Consider the following 20,756-nt stretch of genomic DNA (forward strand, 5'->3'; position numbering starts at 1 on the left):
AAATCAAAAAATAAAGTGGTTAGAACCACTTACGACAAAAGACCACACGTTTACAGAGAAATATGCGAAAACCCTCCTGTTCGGGAATAATAACCATCAAACGAGGAGGAGAAGAGAAAAAGAAAGAGGTTCTCGATTTTCAACGATCAGCCGAAGGAGGGAACCACTATGTCATCTGCACAGAAACTATTCAGAGCATTTATCAGAGCACTTGAAAATAACGATTATCGTTACGATGTCGTGCGGCAAGGGACATCGCCGGTTGTGGCTGTTTCGTTTGATCACCGTGCACGTCCGGGACGCTTCAATGCGTTTATGCATGTTGGTACCGAGGAACTGCCGCAAATGTCCGTCTATACAGTTTTTGACGCGAACGGAGAGGAAGCTCATTTCCAGACATCTCCGCTCGTTTCAGTAAACCAGGATATGCGACAACGCGCAATCAACGTCTGCAACGAGATCAATACCCAGCAGCGTTGGGTCAAGTTCGATCTCGATGAGACTGGCGCGATTGTCGGGCACTACGATCTCTTGCTCCCCGATAGTGGGGCAGGGGATATGTACATGCGGGTTATGCGTCGCATCGCAAAGGTCGTCGATGATGCAGTGCCGAAGCTCGTTGAGTGTCTGGCTCCTGAGGCTGTTGAGGGTGAAGATTCCGCAGACGATGATTCGGTAGCGTAGGGTACCTGAGACGTCTCAAAGGCAGCCTGGAGTATATGAGCCTGCCAACCTAGTTGATCATATCGATATGAAAAAAGGATCCAGGGGAGAGTGAACTGCCTCCCATTCCCTGGACATAGGAAATGGGAGGCAGTTCAGAGGGCCATTGGACCCTTTTCTTGTAATTCGGGAATTGCCGACCCAGGAGAGGAAAGAATCAGCTAAAACTCTGTTCTGTATATTCCGAAATCCATACACCTTGCGAACAATCAGCTTGATCTTGTTGTTGGTTGCCTCAACCCTGGCATTGCTCAGCCCTCCAGTCGGATCGTATTCAGGATATGATCCTTATGGCGCCTGATCTTCTCATACAGGTCGTAGAGTGCCGCTATTCTGCTGTAGCTCTCCCACCTGAGCCAGTATTTTCAGACTCGGCTTCAATCTGCGTGATATCGGTTGATTTCAAAAGCAGATGCAAAGATTCTTTCAGACACTATGCCTGCTACAGCTTCAAATCATTTGCCTAAATCATATCCAGACGGATCTTTTTGTTCTGCGTCAGGGGATTTGGCACTTTGCCAGAAAAATAGACTGATCGCTGTGGCTTTCTTGCGAGCTGCCTGTACCCTGGAGAAAGCCTGATCATTTGCCTTGGGGCGAGCGTGCTTCTGCGGGTTTTCTTTGGCTAGCCGTTTTTCCTTGTCATAAAGCAGCACGCCAGCAGTCTTTGCGGACTTCATCCAGCACATCTGTGGCCCACTCAGCGACATGGAATGAATCGACACAGCGCTTGCAGAGTGCGCAGGCTCGTTTGCGCACTCTGTGATCTAGCGTGTAGCGTCGCCGCTGACAGTCCGGATGCTGGCAAGCTGCTCCTTACTGAGACCTTTGTAGAACTGCTCCAGGACAGATTTGTCGTAGCCGTCAGCAACCCAGACAACGATAGTGGTGTCGCGGTTTGCGACAACCGTAATGTATTTTGTGTCCCTTTGCGCTAGTTGGTCTTATCGATACCGATGCAAACAAGGTCGTTCGGGCTTTTTGAATATGCAGTTTAACCGTCTGCCAGCCGATGCGCATGGATGTTGCCACGCCACTTCTGGGCAGCTATTCTGCAAGCCAGCTGACGGTAAGGTCAAACTTCCTTGGTAGAGCATCTTTCTGGGTAAGCCCAGAGGCACGCCAGCAGTTACCACATTGTGTTTCGGACAGAAAAGCCTGTGGGTAGGACATTCAAACTCTGCCAGGATGGCGCCCCAGTCCAGAGCACGTCAGACTTTGGGATTTACCGATGCGCTATCATAGCCAGATCAGTGCCTGTCGCACTACGAACACTCATCCATGCGGATGTGGATTGTGCCCCATTCTGGTCATTGTAGATGTCGTGAGACTCTACAGCAGTATTTTTGATGTCGAGCAGTTTTTTACATGAAGTATCAAAGAAGGCCACCCTGTCTTCTGTTTGTTGCAGTTTTGACGCTGATACTTTACAGGAGCCAGGGTGGCTTTTGCAATATGTAGTTGTAGTCATAGGCGGGGTGTGTTACACACAATCCTGCCCCAAGCCTCAACTATCTGCATTCATTATTTATTATTTGTTGAAGAATCAAAAAGTTCACCGACAGTAATGCCCATCTCTTTCAACTCATCCATAACTTCCTGCTTACCTTCTTTATAGTGTACTCCTTCAGAAGGATCCAGATATTTCAACAGAGTTAAAAGCTCACCCATGTGAGCCCTTTCCTCATCGCGAATATCAGACAGGACTGCCTTCGCTACCGGGTCGTCTGTGGCCTGCACGTGTGCATCGTAGCCGTAAATGGCCTCCAGCTCTCCAGAAAGATCTGCACGGATTGCTTGTACCAGCTCTTCTTTCGTCATTTTTCTTTCCACATTAGCAGAAAAAGGATTTCCGAACATCAAATAATACCTCCTTGATATTTTGTAATTATTTACATTCTTATCATACCAGACAGAAAATGAAATTCCAAATGAAATTGCATGTCTGACTGCTAAGGAAACGATGATTAATGCCCCCTGACATGCAGAGAGGACCGACCACACGGCCTTTCGCAGCCGGCATGTGGGTCACGTCCGTAAGATGGTATAAATGGAGAAACGAGCTAGGGGCTCGAGCTTCAAGTATCATTTGCAATTACCAAAAGCCAACTCTATGTTAGACCACGATTGACCTAGGGAAACGATGATTAATTCGCCTCGATGAGGTAGCTGGGGCTGTACGCTGTATGACATCGGCTTAAAATGTCTCGAACCACGCAGTGCCCATACCCACATAGATGCCTATCTGTCTTCTGGATATGGTATAGCTACATCCACGTATTCCAACATATCCAGAAGACAGATATGGATAGCCTGATGAGCTTTTAGGACCTTAAATTCTAAGGTCTAAGGAGAAAAACTCGGCGGGAGGCACTCCTGGAGCGGATGGATACAATCGTTGTGTGGGATAGCTGGATTGCACTGGTAGATACCAGCTACCACTGACAGGCTCTGGTCAGGCATGTGCGTGCTGCAAAGACAAAGCTTTAGGATGTATCTGTTGCAGGTCATGTTTGCTCTCTTAAGACGAGGGAACTTAAAGATGCTATCCTGGATTGCCGCTCCTGGTAGCGCTTCTGTGCACGTAGACCTCATGCAGGCGCAGGTGCCAGATGCGACGACACTTGCGAAGATGCGCCATAGCCTTAAAGCGAGAGGAGTTCGGCAAAGCTTGTGCTTCACGACCTGAACTTAGAGCTCGAAAAGGCAGGGATCACAGCGCGGGGTGGCTCCATAGTGGATGCGACCTTCATCTGGGCCCTTAAGCTTAACGAAGAACCAAGACCTTGCACGTAACCCTTAAAGCGCACCAGTCCAAGAAGGGGGAGCCTGGCGTATCGGATACAAGGCGCATATTGGCGTGGATGCCGCAGGTGGCCTTGTGCATGGTGTGGAGACGAACCGCTTAGAATGTATCCGACATATCCTGTGGCACACACACTCGTAAGGGAAGATGACAGGTTCTGCTGCGCAGACTTTAGGCTATATAGGTATAGCGAAGCGCCCTTAAGGACGCATAAAGACCCACACCTCTCATCTATGCGCTAAAGCGTTGCTAAGAAAGCCTTCGACTAGAGAGGGCCTTGCCTGTGCGCTCTTGTCCGAGAAGGGCATCGAGTCCAGGAAGGCATGCGTTCGCTCAAAGGCAGAAGCACCCTTCCTTATCGTGAAGCGGCGCTTCGACCCCTTAAGGAAGCGCTACTAGGGGATAGAGAAGACCTCCTGTATGCTCAAGTCTTTCTTGCCCTTGCAAACCTTACCCATGTGCATCTTTTGCCGGCAGGCTGCACCTCCCGGCTCCCAGAGTCGCTTGATCCGTCTTGGAGCCTTATTGCGGTGCATGGGGCAGAACGGATGTAAGGATGGCGGCTCCTGTACGTGCTGGATGAGCAACCTTTCCCGCCTTTCCCGCATACCGGCTTAGAAAGGCCGTGTGGCCGGTCCTCTCTGACACGTTATGGGGCATTAATCATCGTTTCCCTAGGTCCTCCTTGCTTTCCATCAGTCCCAGAGAGGGCTGGGACCTGTCGACAAGCGCGCCTCGTGTGTACATAGCTGCCTTCCGCAAGCTGGCCGGAAAGGATCGCCTTGCTGTCCTGTGCAGCATGCCTCGCCTGCTTTGTCCACAGGAAGCAGGCGAGGCATGCTGCAGCCACTTTGTCGACACCCCATGGAATGGGAGCAAGAACTTGTCTGAGCCTTCGCTGCATGGCATTGGTAAGGCTGCTCTCACCGTCTCTGGACGTGGCCGCAGGCTGCGTGATCCCGAGTGAGGAAAGGATACGCACATATTCTGCATGGTTGTCGGCTACGACCTAGGAGCTGTCAGTGATGCCTGAAAGGGCAACCTTTAGCTTTACGCATCGGGTGGGCCTTCCCCTCCCGTGAAGCGTTGTATATTCGTCTCTAAGGTCATCTGCGGCACACGCTGCGCAGACCTTCTCGCTCGATGTCGCGCACGAATACACAACATGGCCGTGGCCTGTGTGCCTTTAGGGTATCTGCACATGCGACCTTTCCCTGTTGCCCGCAAGCGACTCGCCGAGATAGAGCCTGCCTGGCAACAGCAGATGGCATGGGCGCTCCTGGGTGACTGAAGCGGCGCCTGCATCACCTCAAAGAGCCTGATGCACATGGAACCTACGAGGTCCTTAAGGCTCACATGGCAGACAAAGGAAAGCTCCTTAAGTGTCATGCCTGCAAGGGTGCCTTTTGCATACGTTGTCCCTGTGGTGGCGAAGGGCTTCGACGCCGAGATGGCGGATTCTGTCTTGGCTAAGAAGGTCCTTCCGCACGACCTGCACTTCTATCTTTGGAGGCTATATCAAACGTACCTCTTGCAGCAGAAGTCAGCCGATTCGCATCTTAGGCACCCCTTGGGTTTACCTGCAAGCGCAGACCCCGCCCATCTCCTTAGCGATGAGGGCCTTGAGCTTCTCTGAGAGTTCGCGCTTCTTTGCGATGCCTATCTCTTCTACGCGCTGCAGTATCATTGAGTCCGGCCCTTTCGCTTCTCGATGCCCTTGTTTGGCGACATGCATTGTAGGCAAAGGTCCGGACACTTTTGGGCCCTTCTCAGGTCAATCGTGGTCTAACGGAGTGTAAGAAAAATATGGGCGTTTAACCTGCGCGTGTTTCAGAGTTGAAAATATATCGCCCATCTGATGTTGTATAGAATTTTGTGTACTAAAGTAATCGAATATACAAAATAAAAAGCTGGGACCGATCAGGCCCCACACAGCGTCTGAGAGGGGACGAACATGAACTACGTACATGCATGCATAGACCCGGTCCTCGACGTTGTAGTGCTACGAATTATTTAGGCCAAAGCGGCCCTTTTTCGGTTCGGCATTACTGCCGATTCATAGTCTTTTGTGTTTTTTCCAGTACAATTAGTTGAGCAATTTATTGAATGTGCAGCAGGGCAGACGCTCTGTTACATAGCTAGGGACAAAGGAGAAGGTATGACTAGCGTTACACGTCGTTCATTTATTAAAGCATCAGGCGTCTCTGCCCTCGCAGTCGGGATGGCCTCTGCACTGGCAGCCTGCGGCAATGGTGGCGGCTCGGGTGACTCGAGTACCATCAGCCTCGGCGTCTTAGGGCCGTATTCCGGCAACGTCGCGCAGTACGGCTTAGCGGTCCGCAACGGCGTCGAGCTCTACTTCGACCAGAATCCTCAGATCAACGGTAAGGATGTCCACTTAGACGAGATGGACGAGAAGGGCGACGCCACTGAGGCCGTCAACGCCTACAACAAGATGGTGGAGAATGGGGATGTCGCAATCCTCGGCGACGTCACGTCAACCCCGTCGGTGGCTGTGGCGCAAGCTTCCGTCAACGACAACATGCCGCTTGTTTCCGCGTCTGCAACGGTCTCCAACTTTATCGATTACGGCAAGAACGCCTTCCGTGCTTGCATCACTGACCCGTATCAGGGCAAGCTGATGGCGGACTTCGCGGCAGATCAGGGCTACAGCAACATCGGCACCATCTTCAACTCTGGCGGCGATTACGAGAAGGGCGTCAACGACGCTTTCGTCGAGGAGGCCGGCAACCGTGGCCTTACGATCACTACACAGCAGGGCTATGCCGACGGCGACGTCGACTTCAACAGCCAGCTGACCACGATCATCGCCACCAACCCTGACGCGATCTTCTGTCCGAACTACTACCAAGACGACGGCAAGATCGTCACCCAGGCCCGTCAGCAGGGCTACACGGGCGTTTTCCTGGGTGCTGACGGTTGGTCCAACATTGTGGGTGGCGACGAGGAGTACGCCTCCATGGAGGATCTGGAAGGCTGCTACTACGACTGCTCCTTTGTGACTGAGAATACAGATCCGAAGGTCCAGCAGTTCATCACCGATTACCAAAACAAGTTCAACGATTCACCGTCTAACTTCTGCGCCCTGGGCTACGATGCCGCAATGGTGCTCGCCCACGCAATCGACACTGTCGAGAAGGATGGTCAGGCACAGCCTGGAACCCCGGACTACAGCCAGGCGATCATCGACGCGATCGCTTCCGGCCAGGTCGACGGTGTGACCGGTTCGATCAGCTACGCGGGCACCGGTGACCCAGTGAAGCCGACTCTGGTCATCACCTTCCATAATGGCGCACAGGAAGTCTTCGACACGATCGAGGCGTAACAAGCTGTTATTTCGGTATACGCCCATGCGGCGTATACCGGTGCTTTTGCACATTTGGTTTAAAGGAGTTGATGGGAATGACGTTTCTCACGCAAGTCGTCAACGGCTTGCAGTTGGGCAGTATTTATGCCCTCGTCGCCCTGGGTTACACGATGGTGTACGGCATCATTCTACTGCTCAACTTCGCACACGGTGACATCATTATGGTCGGCTGCTACATCTCCTGGATTGTGATGGCGCAACTCGGGTGGCCACCGTTTGCGGCAGTGATTCTGTCGATCGCAGGCTGCACCCTTCTGGGTGTCCTGATCGATAAGGTAGCTTACCAGCCGTTGCGTGACGCGCCGCGTATGTCGCTGCTGATCACCGCAATCGGCGTATCCTACTTCCTCGAGAACGGCGCGCAGCTGGTCTTCGGCGCGGATGCAAAGGTCGTCCCTCCTTTTATTGATGCAACGCAGATCAATGTCGGTGCAGCGCAGATCTCCTCGGTGGCACTGCTTACGATCGGCGTGACGCTCATCGCGACGATCGGTACGACGCTTTTGGTCAACAAGACCAAGCTGGGCAAGGCTATGCGTGCGGTGTCTGAGGACATGGGCGCAGCGCGCCTCATGGGCATCAACGTGAACCACACCATTTCCTTCACCTTCGCTCTGGGCTCCGGTTTGGCCGGCATCGGCGCGGTGCTGTACTCGATGGCGTACTCACAGGCTACCCCGACTATGGGCATCATGTTGGGCACCAAGGCCTTCGTCGCCGCGGTCTTAGGCGGTATTGGATCGCTTCCGGGCGCCGTGCTCGGCGGCTTTTTGGTCGGCTTTGCAGAGGTCTTTGTCTCCGCAATCGGCCTCTCCGTGTGGCGTGACGCAATCGTGTTCTTGTTGATGATTATCGTGCTGGTCGTGCGGCCGACGGGTATCCTTGGCCGTCCGGTGATTGAGAAAGTGTAAGGAGGGCTCAAACATATGGCTGACGCAATAAGTAGCACCTATCGCAAGCTCTCCACCAAGCAGCGCTACATCATCAACTCAATCCTGGTTGTGGCGTTTCTGGCGATCGGCGAAGCGATGATTTCCGGCGGAGTCATCTCCCGCTACCAGACGACCGTCCTCGAACAGGTCGGCATCTACATCATTATGGCCGTGTCCCTGAACATCGCGACCGGCTACCTGGGTCAGCTGCCCTTAGGCCATGCAGGCTTCATGTCCGTAGGCGGCTATGCGTGCGCAATCTTTATCATGCGCATGAGCTCTGTCATGGGTGTCGGCGCCCGTGACTTTGTGACGGGGTCTCCGGCGGCAGCGCTCCTGTTCGTGCTTGGCTTGATCTTCGGCGGTCTCTGTGCAGGCCTCGCTGGCCTTATCATCGGTATCCCAGCCCTGCGCCTCAAAGGCGACTACCTCGCAATCGTGACCTTGGGCTTCGCTGAGATCATCCGCGTCATTATGCAGAACATCGACGGCGTCCTGGGCTTTGAGCTCACCGGTGGCGCGAAGGGCCTGACAGGCATTCCGGCCTATACGAACTTCCTCAATACCTTTATCGTCGTCGCGATCTCGCTCTTCTTGATCCATACGATGATGAAGAGCCATCACGGACGCTGCATCCTCTCCATTCGTGACAATGAGATCGCGAGCGAGTCCGTGGGCATCAACGTGACCTATTACAAGACGCTCGCCTTCGTGGTGTCCGCTTTCTTTGCCGGCGTCGGCGGCGGCCTCTACGCAGGCTGCATCGGCGTTATGATGCCGGCACGCTTTGGCTTCATGCGTTCGATCGAGATTCTGGTCATGGTCGTCCTCGGCGGCATGGGCTCCATGCTCGGTTCCGTGATCTCTGCAACCGTCCTCACGATCCTGCCTGAGGTGCTGCGTGCCTTCGCAGACTACCGTATGGTCGTCTACGCGGTCGTCCTGATCGTCGTTATGATCTTCCGTCCGCAAGGACTACTCGGTACCTACGACTTCTCGATGGGTGATACGATCGAGAACATCATGAACCACCGTCCTCCGTTCATGAAGCACACCGATGTGGAGCTTGAGGAAGAGGATGCACAGGATACCACCGCTGCGGGTACTTCGGTAGCAGCAGCAACGAGTGAGCAGGAAGGAGCGAGCGATGCCAAAGAAGAATGAGACAGCGGCTGACATCAACCGTAAGCGCAAGCGTGAAGTGCTGTTGCCGGTGCCCTCACCCAACTTGGTGACCGAGCGTGACTTCGGCAAGCCCCTTGTCCTGGAAGTGCAGCACTTAGGCATTGACTTCGGCGGCCTTAAGGCAGTCGATGACTTCAATATCGCAATGGGCCCCACTGAGATCGCCGGTATCATCGGCCCGAACGGCGCAGGCAAGACCACAGTCTTCAACCTGCTCACAAAGGTCTATGAGCCAACGCGCGGCACGATCATGCTCAACGGGATTGACACCGCCGGCATGAACACGATGCAGGTCGCCCGTTTGGGTATCGCCCGTACTTTTCAGAACATCCGTCTGTTCGACCAGATGTCCGTGATCGACAATATCTTGGTGGGCATGACGAATCACATGAGCACTTCACTGGCCACAGATATGCTCCGTCTGCCCAAGCACTGGAAGCAGGAGAAAGGGTTTCATGACCAGGCGATGGACCTCCTGAAGTTCTTCAATATGGAGCGCTTTGCCGAGGAGAAGGCTAGCAACCTGCCCTACGGCGGACAGAGAAGGCTTGAGATCCTGCGTGCCCTGGGCACCCATCCGAAGCTGCTGTTGCTCGATGAGCCGGCAGCAGGCATGAATCCGAACGAGACCGATGAGCTGATGGAAAACATCCAGAAGATCCGCGATGAGTTCCATATCGCGATTCTGCTGATTGAGCACGATATGTCACTGGTTATGCGCATCTGCGAGATTGTGGGCGTTCTCGACTATGGCAAGATCATCTGCAAGGGCACTCCGGAGGAGGTCCAGCAGGATCCGCGTGTTATCGAGGCGTACCTGGGCAAGCAGGGCGCGCGTGCCGCAAAGGAGGCGCTGAAGAAATGAGCATGCTGAGTGTTTCGAACCTTCAGGTCTACTACGGTGCGATCCATGCGGTGAAGGGTATTTCGTTTGAGGTCAACGAAGCGGAGATCGTTTCGCTGATCGGCGCCAACGGCGCGGGCAAGTCCACGACGATGAACACGATCGCAGGATTGATCAAGCCGAAGTCCGGCACCATCAAGTACAAGGGTGAGGATATCACCGGCGTTCCAGCGCACAAGATCGTCGTCAAAGGCTTGGCACTCTGCCCGGAGGGCCGCCGTGTCTTTACTCACCTGACGGTCGAAGAGAACCTGGAGATGGGCGGCTATCTCAGGAGCAACGCTGAGAACGACGAGACCATCGAGCGGGTCTTCAAGGACTTCCCACGTCTGAAGGAGCGCCGCAGCCAGGTGGCAGGCACGCTTTCCGGCGGCGAGCAGCAGATGCTGGCTATGGGCAGAGCACTGATGTCACACCCTTCGCTGCTGATGCTCGATGAGCCCTCTATGGGTCTGGCCCCGATTCTGGTCGACGAGATTTTCGAGATCATCCAGAACCTCAACAAGCAGGGCACTACAATCCTGCTGGTTGAGCAGAACGCACAGATGGCCCTCTCGATTGCAGACCGAGGCTATGTGCTTGAAGTTGGCAACATCGTCCTGGAAGGCACCGGCAAAGAGCTGCTCAACAATAATGCTGTGAAGAGCGCGTACTTGGGCGGCTGATAAAGCCGACTTTATATAGTAGATAGGAAAATGGGTGGTCTCGCATCGGTGTGAGGTCACCCGTTTTTACTAGTCACAACAATTCGGCTTCTTAGGTAACCGAATACAGCATGCCCAGCCGCACCGAGGGAGGAATGCCCCATCTATCAGGCATTCCTCCCTCTTCCTGTCTTGGTTTCCTGCCTTTCCGCCGCTGTGGTATAGGTATGCTGTAAGGCTCCATGGGAAGGTATTCCGTGCCAGCAAAGATCCGCGCGATGAAGCCGAAGGGCACGATGGTCAAGGCGATATCGAGCCACTACTGTGTCTGCGAGTACTGAAGCATACGAGAGGGCGCGGAAGGCGCAGGACAAAGATGGGCCGCTGCATCGGCAGGATCACCGAGGCGGAGGGCTACCTCAGCAATGCGGGGACGAAGGTCGCAAACAGCGAGCTTGCCTGCGTCGAGTTCGGCCAGTATGCAATCGCGCTTGCCTGCTTACAGGGGACCCTTACCCTGCTCAGGAAGCATTTTACACGTGCCGATGCCGACAGGATATATGCCTGCGCGCTCATCCACTTCGTCGAAGGCTTCCAGCGCATGGGGGCGCTCGCGAGGCTCTACGAGATGAGCGTGCTCTCGCTTTAGGATGCCCAGGCTGAAGATGGGATACGATGCGCTCTCGGGCCTCTACGGGGGCCTCAGCAGGAGGCAGGGGCTGCTCATCTCCTTCGAGCAGGACCTTGTCGAGCCGTGCTCGGGCGAGGTGGCCACAGACGGTCACGTGATAGGCTCGCGCTCCTGCGCCAACTCGCTTACCGAGAAGGGGTACAGGCTCTAAAAGCTCGGGGAGCCACAGGCCAGCATGCTCATGGCCTACGACGTGCGCACCGGCATGCCGTTGCTGTCGCGCATGTATAAGGGAGGGGATACAGACGCCGTCTTTGTGAGGGAACTCTTTTGGCAGGCACATCTTGCGGGCATACTCTTCCTCGCGGATAAGGGCTTTCTCAGCGAGGAGAACATAGCCCTCTTCACGTCGGACAGCCAACCAGTACGTGATCCCGCTCCCCAAGAGCGACAGGCGCTGCAGGGCATCCGTCGCCCTCGAGGCGAAGGAGGGCTCCCAGGGGCGCTTCGTCTGGACGCGCTACAGGAAGGCATGCGTCGTCGAGTGGCGCGACGACATGCTCGCAGGCAGGCGCGCTCTGCACTTTTGCGACCTCTTACAGCAGGCGCAGATCCAGGAGAGCTACCTGAGACACATGGAGATGGGCACGTCCGGATACACACAAGGAGGGGCTCGATGCGATGCTTCCCTACATGGGTGTGACGCTGCTGCAGGCAAGCCTCGGCGCCGGCCGCCCCGCCCAGGACATATGGGCGCTCTACAAGAGGCGCTGGTCCATCGAGACTCTCTTCGACTACTGCCACAAGCAGGGACTGACGTTCGTCCTGCTCGTGAGCGCCCTCATCATGCGGGAGGTCTCTGACGCCGCTCAGGCATCGGGGCAGGAGATGTCTGTCGGGGACATCCTGCTCGATGCCAGGATGGTCAAGGCATGCAGGCGCTTCGGGCAGTGGGAGGCGCTCAACTGCAAGAAGAAGCGGCTCGAGCTCTTCTCGAAGATGAAGACGGGCCTGGAGGTCGTCCCCAGGCCCGAGCAGCATACCTAGCAATCCGGATTGTTGTGGCTAACGATGATTTGAATCCATCGATGTGAGCTTGTGCTTACAGCTGGTCCGTGTCGATCCAGATCGTGCAAGGGCCTTCGTTAGCGAGCTCTACGCTCATATCCGCCCCAAAGACACCGGTGCCGACGTTCCCAGCTCCGAGATCTTTACGGGCCAATTCGCACACATAGTCGTAGAGCTCGGTTGCCTGCGTGTGTCCGGCTGCCTCAGTAAAGGAAGGTCGGTTGCCGTGTTTGACCGAGGCATAGAGTGTAAATTGGCTGATGATCAGCACTTGGCCCTCAATATCGTGGAGGGAGCGGTTCAACTTGCCTGTCTCATCGGGGAAGACTCGAAGGTTACTGATCTTATGCCAGAGCTTGTCTGCGGTTGCTTTGGTATCAGCGGGTTCGACGCCGAGAAAGATACAGAAGCCACACGAACAAGCGCCGACCACCCGGTGATTGACGCTAACCTGTGCCTTGCTGACTACTTGAAGAAGTGCACGCATGGCTGCCTATTTCAGATCGTAGAGATCGGTGAACTTGTCAGTCAGGTAATTGGTGTAGTAAGTGGCCGAGAAACCCTCACCGCAGGCATTCTCGATCAGGTCCTGCGGGGAGTAGATGTGGCCCCACTGCCAGATGTTCTTGCGCAACCACTCACAGATTGGGGTAATGTCTCCGGTCGCGAGGACGCCGTCGAAGTCCATCCCGTCCTTGATCATCTGGTTATGTAGCTGCGCGCCGTAGGCGCCGCCCAAGGCATAGGTGGGGAAGTAACCGATCATACCGTTGGCCCAGTGCATATCCTGCAGGGCTCCGTGGGTGTAGTCCTTGACAGTGACGCCGAGATACTTCTTGTATCGGTCGGCCCACTCTCTTGGTACGTCGTGCGCTCTGATCTCACCGGCCATCAGCAGCTGCTCGATCTCGTAACGAATGATAATGTGGAGGGGATAGGTAAGCTCGTCGGCCTCCGTGCGCAGCAATCTCGGCTCGACGCGGTTTGCCGCCTGATAGAACTGACGTGCGGAAACCCTCACAAACTGTCCCGGGAAGTTCTTACGGAGCAGCTCCAACAGCGTCGGGGCGAAGGCCTCTGCTCTGCCGACATGGTTCTCGAAGAAGCGGGATTGCCCCTCGTGCATGCCCATGGAAACCCCACCCTTAAGGGAAGTGTAGTTGAGTTTCGGATCGACACCGGTCTCGTAGAGGCAGTGGCCTCCCTCGTGTAGCATCGTGTAGAGGTTGGAGAGCACATTGTCCTCATAGACATGCGCGGCGATGATCGCATAGTTGGTCGTAAGACCGTCGGAGAAGGGATGCTCGGTGCTGGTTAAGACCATAGCATCGGGATCGAGCCCCTCGAGAACCATCAGGTCACGGGCAAGGTGCCACTGGCGGTTCGCCTCAAAGTGACCCTCCACACAGGCGCGTGAAAGCTGGGGGCGCTGCTTGATCTCATCCAAGAGTGGGACAACGGTCTCCTTGACCTGTGAGAAGAACGAATCGTAGAACGTGCGGTCCGTACCTTCCTCGAAATAGTCGAGCCACATATCGTAGGGGTCGTTGCCGGAATCGATTTCCTGCGCGATCGAGCGCATTGCTTCCACGATCTGGTCGAGGTAGGGCTCAAAGCTTTCCCAGTCGTTAGCATGCTTCGCTGCTCGCCAAACGGCGTCAGCCTTGGTGAGCAGCCGTGTGAAGGCTGCCTGATCTTTGATCGGGATCGGAAGCTGTTGGGCGCGCTTGCGCTTCAGGACTCTGACCTGTGCCTTTTGGACCTGATCGAGTGAGTCGGCATCCGCATCGAGGCGGTTGAACAGTCTGCCCGTGCTTCTCCTGCAGAGTAATTCCTGGTCCTCCCGCTCGAGCATCGACAGAGCTTCGCCGCGGTCCTCCGTCGCATTCTTTGGGTCGATAGAGGGGCCGTAGCAACTCATCATCGTCTCACTGTAGCGGTGGGCATAGAGGCGCATCTCAAGCGCATTGAGCGAAGCGATGTCCCGCTTCGGGTCAGGCCTCCGCTCTTTGGGATACTCGGCGCCGTTCTTGACCTCTTTGATGCCTTCTGGCTCGTCTAAGGGGATATCGTCCAAGCCGGCATACTCGCGCTCAAATGCTAGACTCTTGACATCAAGGTTAACTTGCTCCTCTGGAGTGGAAGCAGTCTCCTTGGTTTCGTTGTCCCCAACAGTAGTATTCTTCTCGCTCGCGGTACTTTCTTTCATTGATTTGAGCCTTTCTTAAATCTACATGTTCTTCAATATTATACAGTTTGGGTTTCTGAAATCCTGCTGCATGGGGGACATGAGATAAGGGATTGCTGACAAATATCCGCACATCAGACGAAAAGATTGGAACATCTGATGTATACGGAAGAGATAAAGAGACGTTTCGGTGAAGGACATGAACACAATGTTCACTTCATCACGAGAGTAATGAGAATGCTTGGTTAGTCTCTCAGTAGATCTATAACACTTTCATTTTGACTCTGTTAGACCACTGTGGATATAGGGAAGCGAAAAGATGTCACGGGGTCACCCTACAATCGGGTTCGACCAAGAAACCGACCTGAAGAAGGCCCCGCATGCTCGACATGATACGACAGCTAGCAACGTAGCTGACCCGCAAGGAGAAGGTGTCGCACTTACCGCCGACCTCAAGCAGATGATAGCCGAGAAGCTAACATTGCAGGCCGACAAGTCCGCCACATGCCCGCACTGCGGATGCCCTGAGTTCACCAGGTGTGACGCTAGGGGTTCGCAGCGCTATCTCTGCAAGGGATGTTGTTAATGGCAATCTAGGGAAACGATGATTAATGCCCCATAACGTGTTAGAGGGGACCGGCCACACGACTTTTCTAGGCCGGAATGCGGGAAAGGCAGGGAAGGATGCCTATCCAGCACGTGCAGGAGCCGCCATCCTTACATTTGTCCTGCCCCATGCACCGCAAGAAGGCTCCAAGATGGATCAAGCGACTCTGGGAGCCGGGAGGTGCAGCCTGCCGGCAAAGATGCACATGGGTAAGGTTTGCAAGGGCGAGAAAGACTTGAGTGTGCAGGCATCTTCTCTATCCTCCTGTAGCGCTTCCTTAAGGGGTCGAAGCGCCGCTTCACGATAAGGAAGGGTGCTTCTGCCTTTGAGCGGATAGATGCCTTCCTGGACTCGATACCCTTCTCGGACAAGAGCGCACAGGCAAGGCCCTCTCTAGTCGAAGGCTTCCTTAGCAACGCTTTAGCGCATAGATGAGAGGTGTGGGTCTTTATGCGTCCTTAAGGGCGCTTCGCTATACCTATATAGCCTAAAGTCTGCGCAGCAGAACCTGTCATCTTCCCTTACGAGTGCATGTGCCACAGGATATGTCGGATACATTCTAGGCGCTTGGTCTTTACACCGTGCACAAGGCCGCTACCGGCGTCTACGCCGATATGCGCCTTGTATCCGATACGCCAGGCTCCCCCTTTCTTGGACTGGTGCGCCTTAAGGGTCGCGTGCATGGTCCTTGTTCTTCGTGGAGCTTTAAGGCCCAGGTGAAGGTCGCATCCACAATGGAGCCACCCCGCGCCGTGATCCCTGCCTTTTTGAGCTCTAAGTTCAGGCGCAAAGCACAAGCTTTGCCGAGTCCCTGCCGCTTTAAGGCTATGGCGCATCTTCGCGCTCGTCGTTGCATCTGGCACCTGCGCCCGCATGAGGTCTGCGTGCACAGAAGCGCTGCCAGGACCGGGAATCCAGGATAGCATCTTTAAGTTCCCTCGTCTTAAGAGAGCAAACATAACCTAAAGCAGGATACAGCCTTATGCTTCGTCTTTACAGCGCGCACATGCCTGACAAGAGCCTGTCTGTGGTAGCTGGTATCTACCAGTGCAATCCAGCGATCCCACACAACGATCGCACCCATCTGCTCCAGGAATGCCTCTCGCCGGGTCTTTCTCCTCAGACCTTAGGATTTAAGGTCTTGAAAGCTCATCTGGCTGTCCATATCTGTCTTTTGGATATGCTGGAATGTGTGGATGTAGCTATACCATATCCAGAAGACAGATAGGCATCTATGTGGGTATGGGCAACTGCGTGGTTCGAGACATTTTGAGTCGATGTCATACAGCGTGCAGCCCCATTGGCCTCATCGAGGCGAATTAATCATCGTTTCCTTAGGGAGATGTTGCACTCAGTTTGACAATCTGCCGTCCGAAATATTGACACAGGTCACTCGAGGGACACTCCAAGCTCGAGGCGATCTGATGCATCAAGCGATACATTGCACGCGAGCTCTATTACGACATTATCACTCAGAATCGCATGCTGAAAACAACTTGACAATTAGAAGGGCATCACAGGGGTACTTCCCGAAGGGTGCCGACCTGTCGGGTGTCAGTGGCGCGGAGGTCCAGGTGGCGTATGATGGACTCAATCACAGGCCACGCAAGTGGCTCGGGTGGAAGTGCCCCCTGGGAAGTCTATCATAACCAGTCGTTGTACTTGCTCTGAACAAAGTCATAAACGAATAAGAACTAGGCAGGCTGGCCTCCTAATTGTTCTGCTCTACTTTTCTCTTTACTCACTGGGATTCTCCTGGAACCATGTATATTCCAAACGTACAGATGAAGATTTAATTACTTAATATTCATCCCATTATGACATCCTTATAAGGTACCTTGAATGAGCTGTCGGATCACTTCGATGTTTTTGTTACCAGGAAGTCAGTCAAGCGGGTGAGAGGCCAGGACAGTGGTTCCCCGTCCATAGCATCGGCGATAAGCTGACTGAGTGCAAGCTCCTTTGCGGCATGATCGAAATAGCGCTGCAAGGTCTCTTCATCGCCCCTCATGCTGATCTTTGGCAAGGCACTGACATAGTTGACGTTTCGGACAACTTCGTTCGTCCAGGTTTTGTCAAAACTCAAGATAATCTGGAACCCTTCAGGATGCTTCCTTGTTGGAATTCGCATGGTCATGCCATTCTGGCCCGTAGTCATGTTCGAGGAAACGCTGTCAAACAGGAAGAAGCGCTCTGGGCATTGGAAGTGGAGAAGCTTGCTGCTGAAGGAGATGCAGATGGATTGTTTCCCTTCCTGGATCGTGTCCCTCCAGTCGTTGAGGACCTCTTTCCAATTAGTGAGATCAGCTGATATCTGGGCTCTCTGAATAGGGTCTTTCAGGATGATCGAGGATTCTTTGAGAATCGCGGCATCTCGCAGGAGCCGGGCGCTCATAATCAGCTGGGTGAACTGGGCAATCAGCTTTGTTGTCTGTGCCGTTGCGTCGATCAGTGACTTTTGAGACGTAACCCATGGGTTCTCACCATAGAGCTTATAAAACCGCAAGAAGAAAGATTTCCGATATTCCTTCCTCAATAGGTAGCAGGCATTCCTGACCGACTGCATACGCAGATAGTCGAAAAAATCCCCGTCATATAGCACATCTCTGTCCTCAGTGAGCGGTACCGCACAATCTCTGAGGTACCCCACGGGAATACTTCCGTCCTTTTCTGGGCCCCTCATTAACAAGAGTGCGATGTCACCATAGAACGAGCCATGCTCCTTGTCTGGAAGATATTGTTCTGTCGGTCTCACAAAGGAATTCCGATAGTGATAGCGCTGCACTGGAGGTGGGCATCTTCTTCCGATGAGCCACAACTGATCTGCGAGGGTGACCTCTTGGCTTGTCGGTCTGACACGGGAAATGTGCTGCTCCGCCTGCTCATAGGGAGACGTAGACTCACTCTCGAATGCAGGGTTGTCGAGGTCTTCGGGCTGGGGAAACGCATACCTTTCGTATGCGTCATAGAGCGCCTGATAGCCGGGATCATAGCTGCTGACGGAGGTCTCGATATACGATCTGATAGCCTTCAGCGCCAAGCGGTATTCTCCATCGGTCATGAAGGGATACGATTTAGACAATGTGATTCTCCTCAGCTGCTCTAACCCACTGTCGTATTATATTTCTTGTGTTCTAGTTTAGTCCGTTTCTCTATGGGATCGGCTTGGGGATTGACACCAATAGAAGCGTCAGGAGCATCGCCGTCAGCTCGTTTGTCTCAGGGATTGGCGTGCAGTAGAGGTCCCAGTCGGCTAGCGCGGTGTTGGCTGCCTTCCACAGTCGCTTGAGGAGATGGGCGTGAGCGATCACCAGGGCGCCGTGCTCGGTAAGTGTACCGGTGTCCATGAACTGCAAGTTGACGTGGTGGAAGAGAATCTGATCGATCGCATGGGCATCCCTCTCATTGCCGGTCAGCATTCGGCACAATTCCATCGCGTCGAGCTTCATCAGTACGTCGCCCACATCGAACACGATAGTTTTGATTATTCCCGCTTCCTGGTTTTCCCTTATCTCGGTTATAGGCTTTCTGGTATGCGAAAGCCCGACTAAATGTTGTCTGTACAACATATCTTGGACGTGATATTGCTAGCCTAATAAAGGAGCACGGCGAGAGGGGCACAATGGATACTTTGACATGGATGGCGACTGAGGACGGTATCAAAGTGATCGATGAAACGGGCACAACGGTCGCGCGCCTCGATATGAAGCGTGTTGACTCAACCACCGTGGCAATCACGCACACATATGTGTGCGAACAACGGCGGGGCCAAGGCATTGCTGGAAAGCTCATGAGCCGTGCGGTGGATCTGATCCATACAAGTGGCTCGCGCGTGAGACCTGACTGCTTGTACGCGAAGCACTGGCTCGAGAAACACGGATGTTGATTGGAGAGATCTAATGTTTTGTTTTCAATGTGAACAGACACTCGCCTGCAAAGGATGCATGGGTAAGGCTGGCGTCTGCGGAAAAAGTGCACAGGTAGCGCAGGACCAGGATGAGCTAGTTGGAGCGCTTGTCGCCTTTGCGCAGATGGTGCCGCAAGACGCACAGCTTAAGCCTGCAGCCTGGGATTCGCTGATCGATTCGCTGTTCATGACGCTGACGAATGTGAACTTCGACGACGAGTCGATCAAGAACGAGTTGAACGCGATTCATGCTCTCAAGGATTGCCTCATCAAGGAGCGCATCACTGACAAGCTACTCGACGACTTCGATATGAATACAGTCTGGAATGCGGATGAGGATACCCGTTCACTCAAGTCCCTCATCCTCTTCGGTATGAAAGGCATCGCCGCCTATGCGCACCATGCCGCGCTGCTCGGCTACCGTGACCGCGAAGTGGATAACTTCTTTCTAGAGGGCCTGCGCGCCCTGGCAAGCGATATGAGTACCGATGAGCTGCTGCAGACCGCACTCAACGCAGGCAAGGCAAACCTCGCCTGCATGAAGCTGCTTGACCAGGCCAATACCGAGACTTACGGCGATCCTGAGCCGACGCAGGTGCCGCTCGATATCGAGCCTGGCCCCTTCATCGTCGTCTCCGGTCATGACCTAAGCGATCTGAAGCTGTTGCTTGAGCAGACCAAAGGCACCGGCGTCAACGTCTACACTCATGGCGAGATGCTGCCGGCGCACGCTTATCCAGAGCTCAAGAAATACCCGCAGCTCAAGGGCAACTTCGGCACTGCGTGGCAGAACCAGCAGAAGGAGTTTGCAGATATCCCGGCTCCGGTGCTCTTTACCACCAACTGTCTGATGCCGCCCCGTCCCTCTTATGCGGATCGCGTCTATACGACTGATGTAGTGAGCTTCCCGGGTCTGGTCCATATCGGAAAGGATAAGGACTTCACGCCGATTATCGAGAAGGCAAAAGTGCTTGGCGGCTATCCGAAGAAGCACGAAATGACCGGCATCAACGGTGGTCACCAGGTAACGACTGGCTTCGGTCGCGCGGCTGTTCTCTCCCACGCAGGAGATATTGTACAGGCAGTCAAAGACGGCAAGATCTCTCACTTCTTCCTGGTTGGTGGCTGCGACGGTGCACGTCCGGGCAGAAACTACTACACCGAGTTCGTGAAGCAGACTCCGAAGGATTCCATCGTCCTGACGCTGGCCTGTGGCAAATACCGCTTCAATGATCTTGACCTGGGTACGGTTGCAGGCTTCCCACGTATCCTCGACGTAGGTCAGTGCAACGACGCCTACGGTGCGGTTCAGATCGCCCTTGCGCTTGCTCAGGCCTTTAACTGCAGTGTCAATGAGCTGCCGCTCTCCTTCAACATCTCCTGGTACGAGCAGAAGGCCGTCGCGATTCTCCTGACACTTCTGTATCTGGGTATCGAGAATATCCATCTGGGACCCACGCTTCCGGCTTTCATCTCACCAAATGTCCTCAAGATCTTGGTCGACAAGTATCACATCGCCCCGATTTCTACGCCTGAGAAGGATCTTCAGGAGATGCTCGCATAGGAGTAGCTTCACCGATCAATCAACTGATACGCGTACATCTTCCCTCTGTGTGGAGCCAGATCAGCACACTACAAGCGCTGGTCTGGCTCCTTTTTGTACTTCTTTTTGGCTGGAGGGTTGCATGCCTGTATTTCAGGCTTACAGAATGTGCAATACACTCGGTAGAGGAAGCTAATGTTGTACAGCAGGGGTGGTAACGGGAATTCGTA

20 protein-coding genes are annotated in these 20,756 nt (G+C 54.2%); 12 read left to right on the plus strand and 8 right to left on the minus strand.

Annotation, left to right across the window (positions count from 1 at the left end):
* Positions 1–168 precede the first annotated feature (168 nt).
* Entirely contained in the window at positions 169–684 is a 516-nt protein-coding gene (locus J4859_RS07145; RefSeq protein ID WP_212334682.1) for a YbjN domain-containing protein, read from the plus strand.
* 57 nt (positions 685–741) lie between these two features.
* Here J4859_RS07145 and J4859_RS17635 read toward each other — a convergent pair whose 3' ends face one another.
* From J4859_RS17635 to J4859_RS07170, 3 genes are all read right to left on the minus strand, one after another.
* Positions 742–978 carry a transposase gene (locus J4859_RS17635; protein WP_212335178.1) on the minus strand — a complete coding sequence of 79 codons (237 nt, stop codon included), beginning with the start codon at positions 976–978 and terminating at the stop codon, positions 742–744.
* 200 nt (positions 979–1,178) lie between these two features.
* Positions 1,179–1,412, minus strand: coding sequence for a hypothetical protein (locus J4859_RS07155; protein ID WP_212335476.1), 234 nt, complete (start codon positions 1,410–1,412; stop codon positions 1,179–1,181).
* Positions 1,413–2,247: 835 nt separating this feature from the next.
* A complete protein-coding gene (locus J4859_RS07170) occupies positions 2,248–2,727 on the minus strand; it encodes a hypothetical protein (protein ID WP_212334686.1) in 480 nt (159 codons plus the stop codon).
* 1,048 nt (positions 2,728–3,775) lie between these two features.
* Between J4859_RS07170 and J4859_RS07175 the strand changes: the two genes are divergently transcribed.
* From J4859_RS07175 to J4859_RS07215, 9 genes are all read left to right on the plus strand, one after another.
* On the plus strand, positions 3,776–3,928 hold the full coding sequence (locus J4859_RS07175; RefSeq protein WP_212334688.1) for a hypothetical protein: 153 nt from the start codon (positions 3,776–3,778) through the stop codon (positions 3,926–3,928).
* A gap of 1,759 nt (positions 3,929–5,687) precedes the next feature.
* A complete protein-coding gene (locus J4859_RS07180) occupies positions 5,688–6,875 on the plus strand; it encodes an ABC transporter substrate-binding protein (RefSeq protein WP_212334690.1) in 1,188 nt (395 codons plus the stop codon).
* 77 nt (positions 6,876–6,952) lie between these two features.
* A complete protein-coding gene (locus J4859_RS07185; RefSeq protein ID WP_212335182.1) occupies positions 6,953–7,828 on the plus strand; it encodes a branched-chain amino acid ABC transporter permease in 876 nt (291 codons plus the stop codon).
* Positions 7,829–7,843: 15 nt separating this feature from the next.
* Positions 7,844–9,013 (plus strand): branched-chain amino acid ABC transporter permease, encoded by a 1,170-nt coding sequence (locus J4859_RS07190; protein ID WP_212334691.1) that lies wholly within the window; start codon positions 7,844–7,846, stop codon positions 9,011–9,013.
* On the plus strand, positions 8,997–9,899 hold the full coding sequence (locus J4859_RS07195; RefSeq protein WP_212334692.1) for an ABC transporter ATP-binding protein: 903 nt from the start codon (positions 8,997–8,999) through the stop codon (positions 9,897–9,899). The genes J4859_RS07190 and J4859_RS07195 overlap by 17 nt, the downstream gene beginning before the upstream one ends.
* A complete protein-coding gene (locus J4859_RS07200) occupies positions 9,896–10,603 on the plus strand; it encodes an ABC transporter ATP-binding protein (RefSeq protein WP_212334693.1) in 708 nt (235 codons plus the stop codon). Before J4859_RS07195 ends, J4859_RS07200 begins: the two co-directional genes overlap by 4 nt.
* A gap of 355 nt (positions 10,604–10,958) precedes the next feature.
* The gene (locus J4859_RS07205; protein WP_212334695.1) at positions 10,959–11,231 is read left to right on the plus strand and encodes a hypothetical protein; all 273 of its coding nucleotides are present in this window, start codon (positions 10,959–10,961) and stop codon (positions 11,229–11,231) included.
* A 1-nt stretch (position 11,232) separates the two neighbouring features.
* Positions 11,233–11,424: a hypothetical protein gene (locus J4859_RS07210; RefSeq protein WP_212334696.1), complete on the plus strand. Its 192-nt coding sequence runs from the start codon at positions 11,233–11,235 to the stop codon at positions 11,422–11,424.
* A gap of 470 nt (positions 11,425–11,894) precedes the next feature.
* Complete coding sequence (locus J4859_RS07215; protein ID WP_212334698.1) at positions 11,895–12,260, plus strand: hypothetical protein; 366 nt, start codon at positions 11,895–11,897, stop codon at positions 12,258–12,260.
* Between the two features lie 55 nt (positions 12,261–12,315).
* Here J4859_RS07215 and dtd read toward each other — a convergent pair whose 3' ends face one another.
* The 5 genes from dtd to J4859_RS07240 all read right to left on the minus strand — a co-directional run bounded on the left by dtd (position 12,316) and on the right by J4859_RS07240 (position 18,549).
* Complete coding sequence (gene dtd, locus J4859_RS07220; protein WP_212334700.1) at positions 12,316–12,768, minus strand: D-aminoacyl-tRNA deacylase; 453 nt, start codon at positions 12,766–12,768, stop codon at positions 12,316–12,318.
* A 6-nt stretch (positions 12,769–12,774) separates the two neighbouring features.
* Positions 12,775–14,490, minus strand: a complete 1,716-nt coding sequence (locus J4859_RS07225; protein WP_212334702.1) for a carboxypeptidase M32 — start codon at positions 14,488–14,490, stop codon at positions 12,775–12,777.
* Positions 14,491–15,597: 1,107 nt separating this feature from the next.
* Complete coding sequence (locus J4859_RS07230) at positions 15,598–15,759, minus strand: hypothetical protein (RefSeq protein WP_212334703.1); 162 nt, start codon at positions 15,757–15,759, stop codon at positions 15,598–15,600.
* A gap of 1,172 nt (positions 15,760–16,931) precedes the next feature.
* Positions 16,932–18,137: a hypothetical protein gene (locus J4859_RS07235; RefSeq protein WP_212334705.1), complete on the minus strand. Its 1,206-nt coding sequence runs from the start codon at positions 18,135–18,137 to the stop codon at positions 16,932–16,934.
* 91 nt (positions 18,138–18,228) lie between these two features.
* On the minus strand, positions 18,229–18,549 hold the full coding sequence (locus J4859_RS07240) for a hypothetical protein (protein ID WP_212334707.1): 321 nt from the start codon (positions 18,547–18,549) through the stop codon (positions 18,229–18,231).
* Positions 18,550–18,698: 149 nt separating this feature from the next.
* Between J4859_RS07240 and J4859_RS07245 the strand changes: the two genes are divergently transcribed.
* Together J4859_RS07245 and hcp are read left to right on the plus strand one after the other, a co-directional pair.
* Positions 18,699–18,962: a GNAT family N-acetyltransferase gene (locus J4859_RS07245; RefSeq protein WP_212334709.1), complete on the plus strand. Its 264-nt coding sequence runs from the start codon at positions 18,699–18,701 to the stop codon at positions 18,960–18,962.
* A 13-nt stretch (positions 18,963–18,975) separates the two neighbouring features.
* Positions 18,976–20,547: a hydroxylamine reductase gene (gene hcp / locus J4859_RS07250; protein WP_212334711.1), complete on the plus strand. Its 1,572-nt coding sequence runs from the start codon at positions 18,976–18,978 to the stop codon at positions 20,545–20,547.
* The last annotated feature ends 209 nt before the right edge of the window (positions 20,548–20,756 follow it).

It is taken from the genome of Atopobium sp. oral taxon 416 (assembly GCF_018128285.1).
Lineage (GTDB): Bacteria > Actinomycetota > Coriobacteriia > Coriobacteriales > Atopobiaceae > Olsenella_L.

Excerpts from the sequence above, each read along its gene's own strand:
- J4859_RS07190 (WP_212334691.1), top strand. The coding sequence starts at position 7,844 with ATGGCTGACGCAATAAGTAGCACCTATCGCAAGCTCTCCACCAAGCAG.
- J4859_RS07200 (WP_212334693.1), top strand. The coding sequence starts at position 9,896 with ATGAGCATGCTGAGTGTTTCGAACCTTCAGGTCTACTACGGTGCGATC.
- dtd (WP_212334700.1), bottom strand. The coding sequence starts at position 12,768 with ATGCGTGCACTTCTTCAAGTAGTCAGCAAGGCACAGGTTAGCGTCAAT.
- J4859_RS07180 (WP_212334690.1), top strand. The coding sequence starts at position 5,688 with ATGACTAGCGTTACACGTCGTTCATTTATTAAAGCATCAGGCGTCTCT.
- J4859_RS07245 (WP_212334709.1), top strand. The coding sequence starts at position 18,699 with ATGGATACTTTGACATGGATGGCGACTGAGGACGGTATCAAAGTGATC.
- J4859_RS07195 (WP_212334692.1), top strand. The coding sequence starts at position 8,997 with ATGCCAAAGAAGAATGAGACAGCGGCTGACATCAACCGTAAGCGCAAG.
- J4859_RS07145 (WP_212334682.1), top strand. The coding sequence starts at position 169 with ATGTCATCTGCACAGAAACTATTCAGAGCATTTATCAGAGCACTTGAA.
- J4859_RS07205 (WP_212334695.1), top strand. The coding sequence starts at position 10,959 with ATGGGCCGCTGCATCGGCAGGATCACCGAGGCGGAGGGCTACCTCAGC.
- J4859_RS07185 (WP_212335182.1), top strand. The coding sequence starts at position 6,953 with ATGACGTTTCTCACGCAAGTCGTCAACGGCTTGCAGTTGGGCAGTATT.
- hcp (WP_212334711.1), top strand. The coding sequence starts at position 18,976 with ATGTTTTGTTTTCAATGTGAACAGACACTCGCCTGCAAAGGATGCATG.
- J4859_RS07215 (WP_212334698.1), top strand. The coding sequence starts at position 11,895 with ATGCTTCCCTACATGGGTGTGACGCTGCTGCAGGCAAGCCTCGGCGCC.
- J4859_RS07235 (WP_212334705.1), bottom strand. The coding sequence starts at position 18,137 with ATGACCGATGGAGAATACCGCTTGGCGCTGAAGGCTATCAGATCGTAT.
- J4859_RS07225 (WP_212334702.1), bottom strand. The coding sequence starts at position 14,490 with ATGAAAGAAAGTACCGCGAGCGAGAAGAATACTACTGTTGGGGACAAC.
- J4859_RS07210 (WP_212334696.1), top strand. The coding sequence starts at position 11,233 with ATGCCCAGGCTGAAGATGGGATACGATGCGCTCTCGGGCCTCTACGGG.
- J4859_RS07155 (WP_212335476.1), bottom strand. The coding sequence starts at position 1,412 with ATGTGCTGGATGAAGTCCGCAAAGACTGCTGGCGTGCTGCTTTATGAC.
- J4859_RS07230 (WP_212334703.1), bottom strand. The coding sequence starts at position 15,759 with ATGCACGCGACCCTTAAGGCGCACCAGTCCAAGAAAGGGGGAGCCTGG.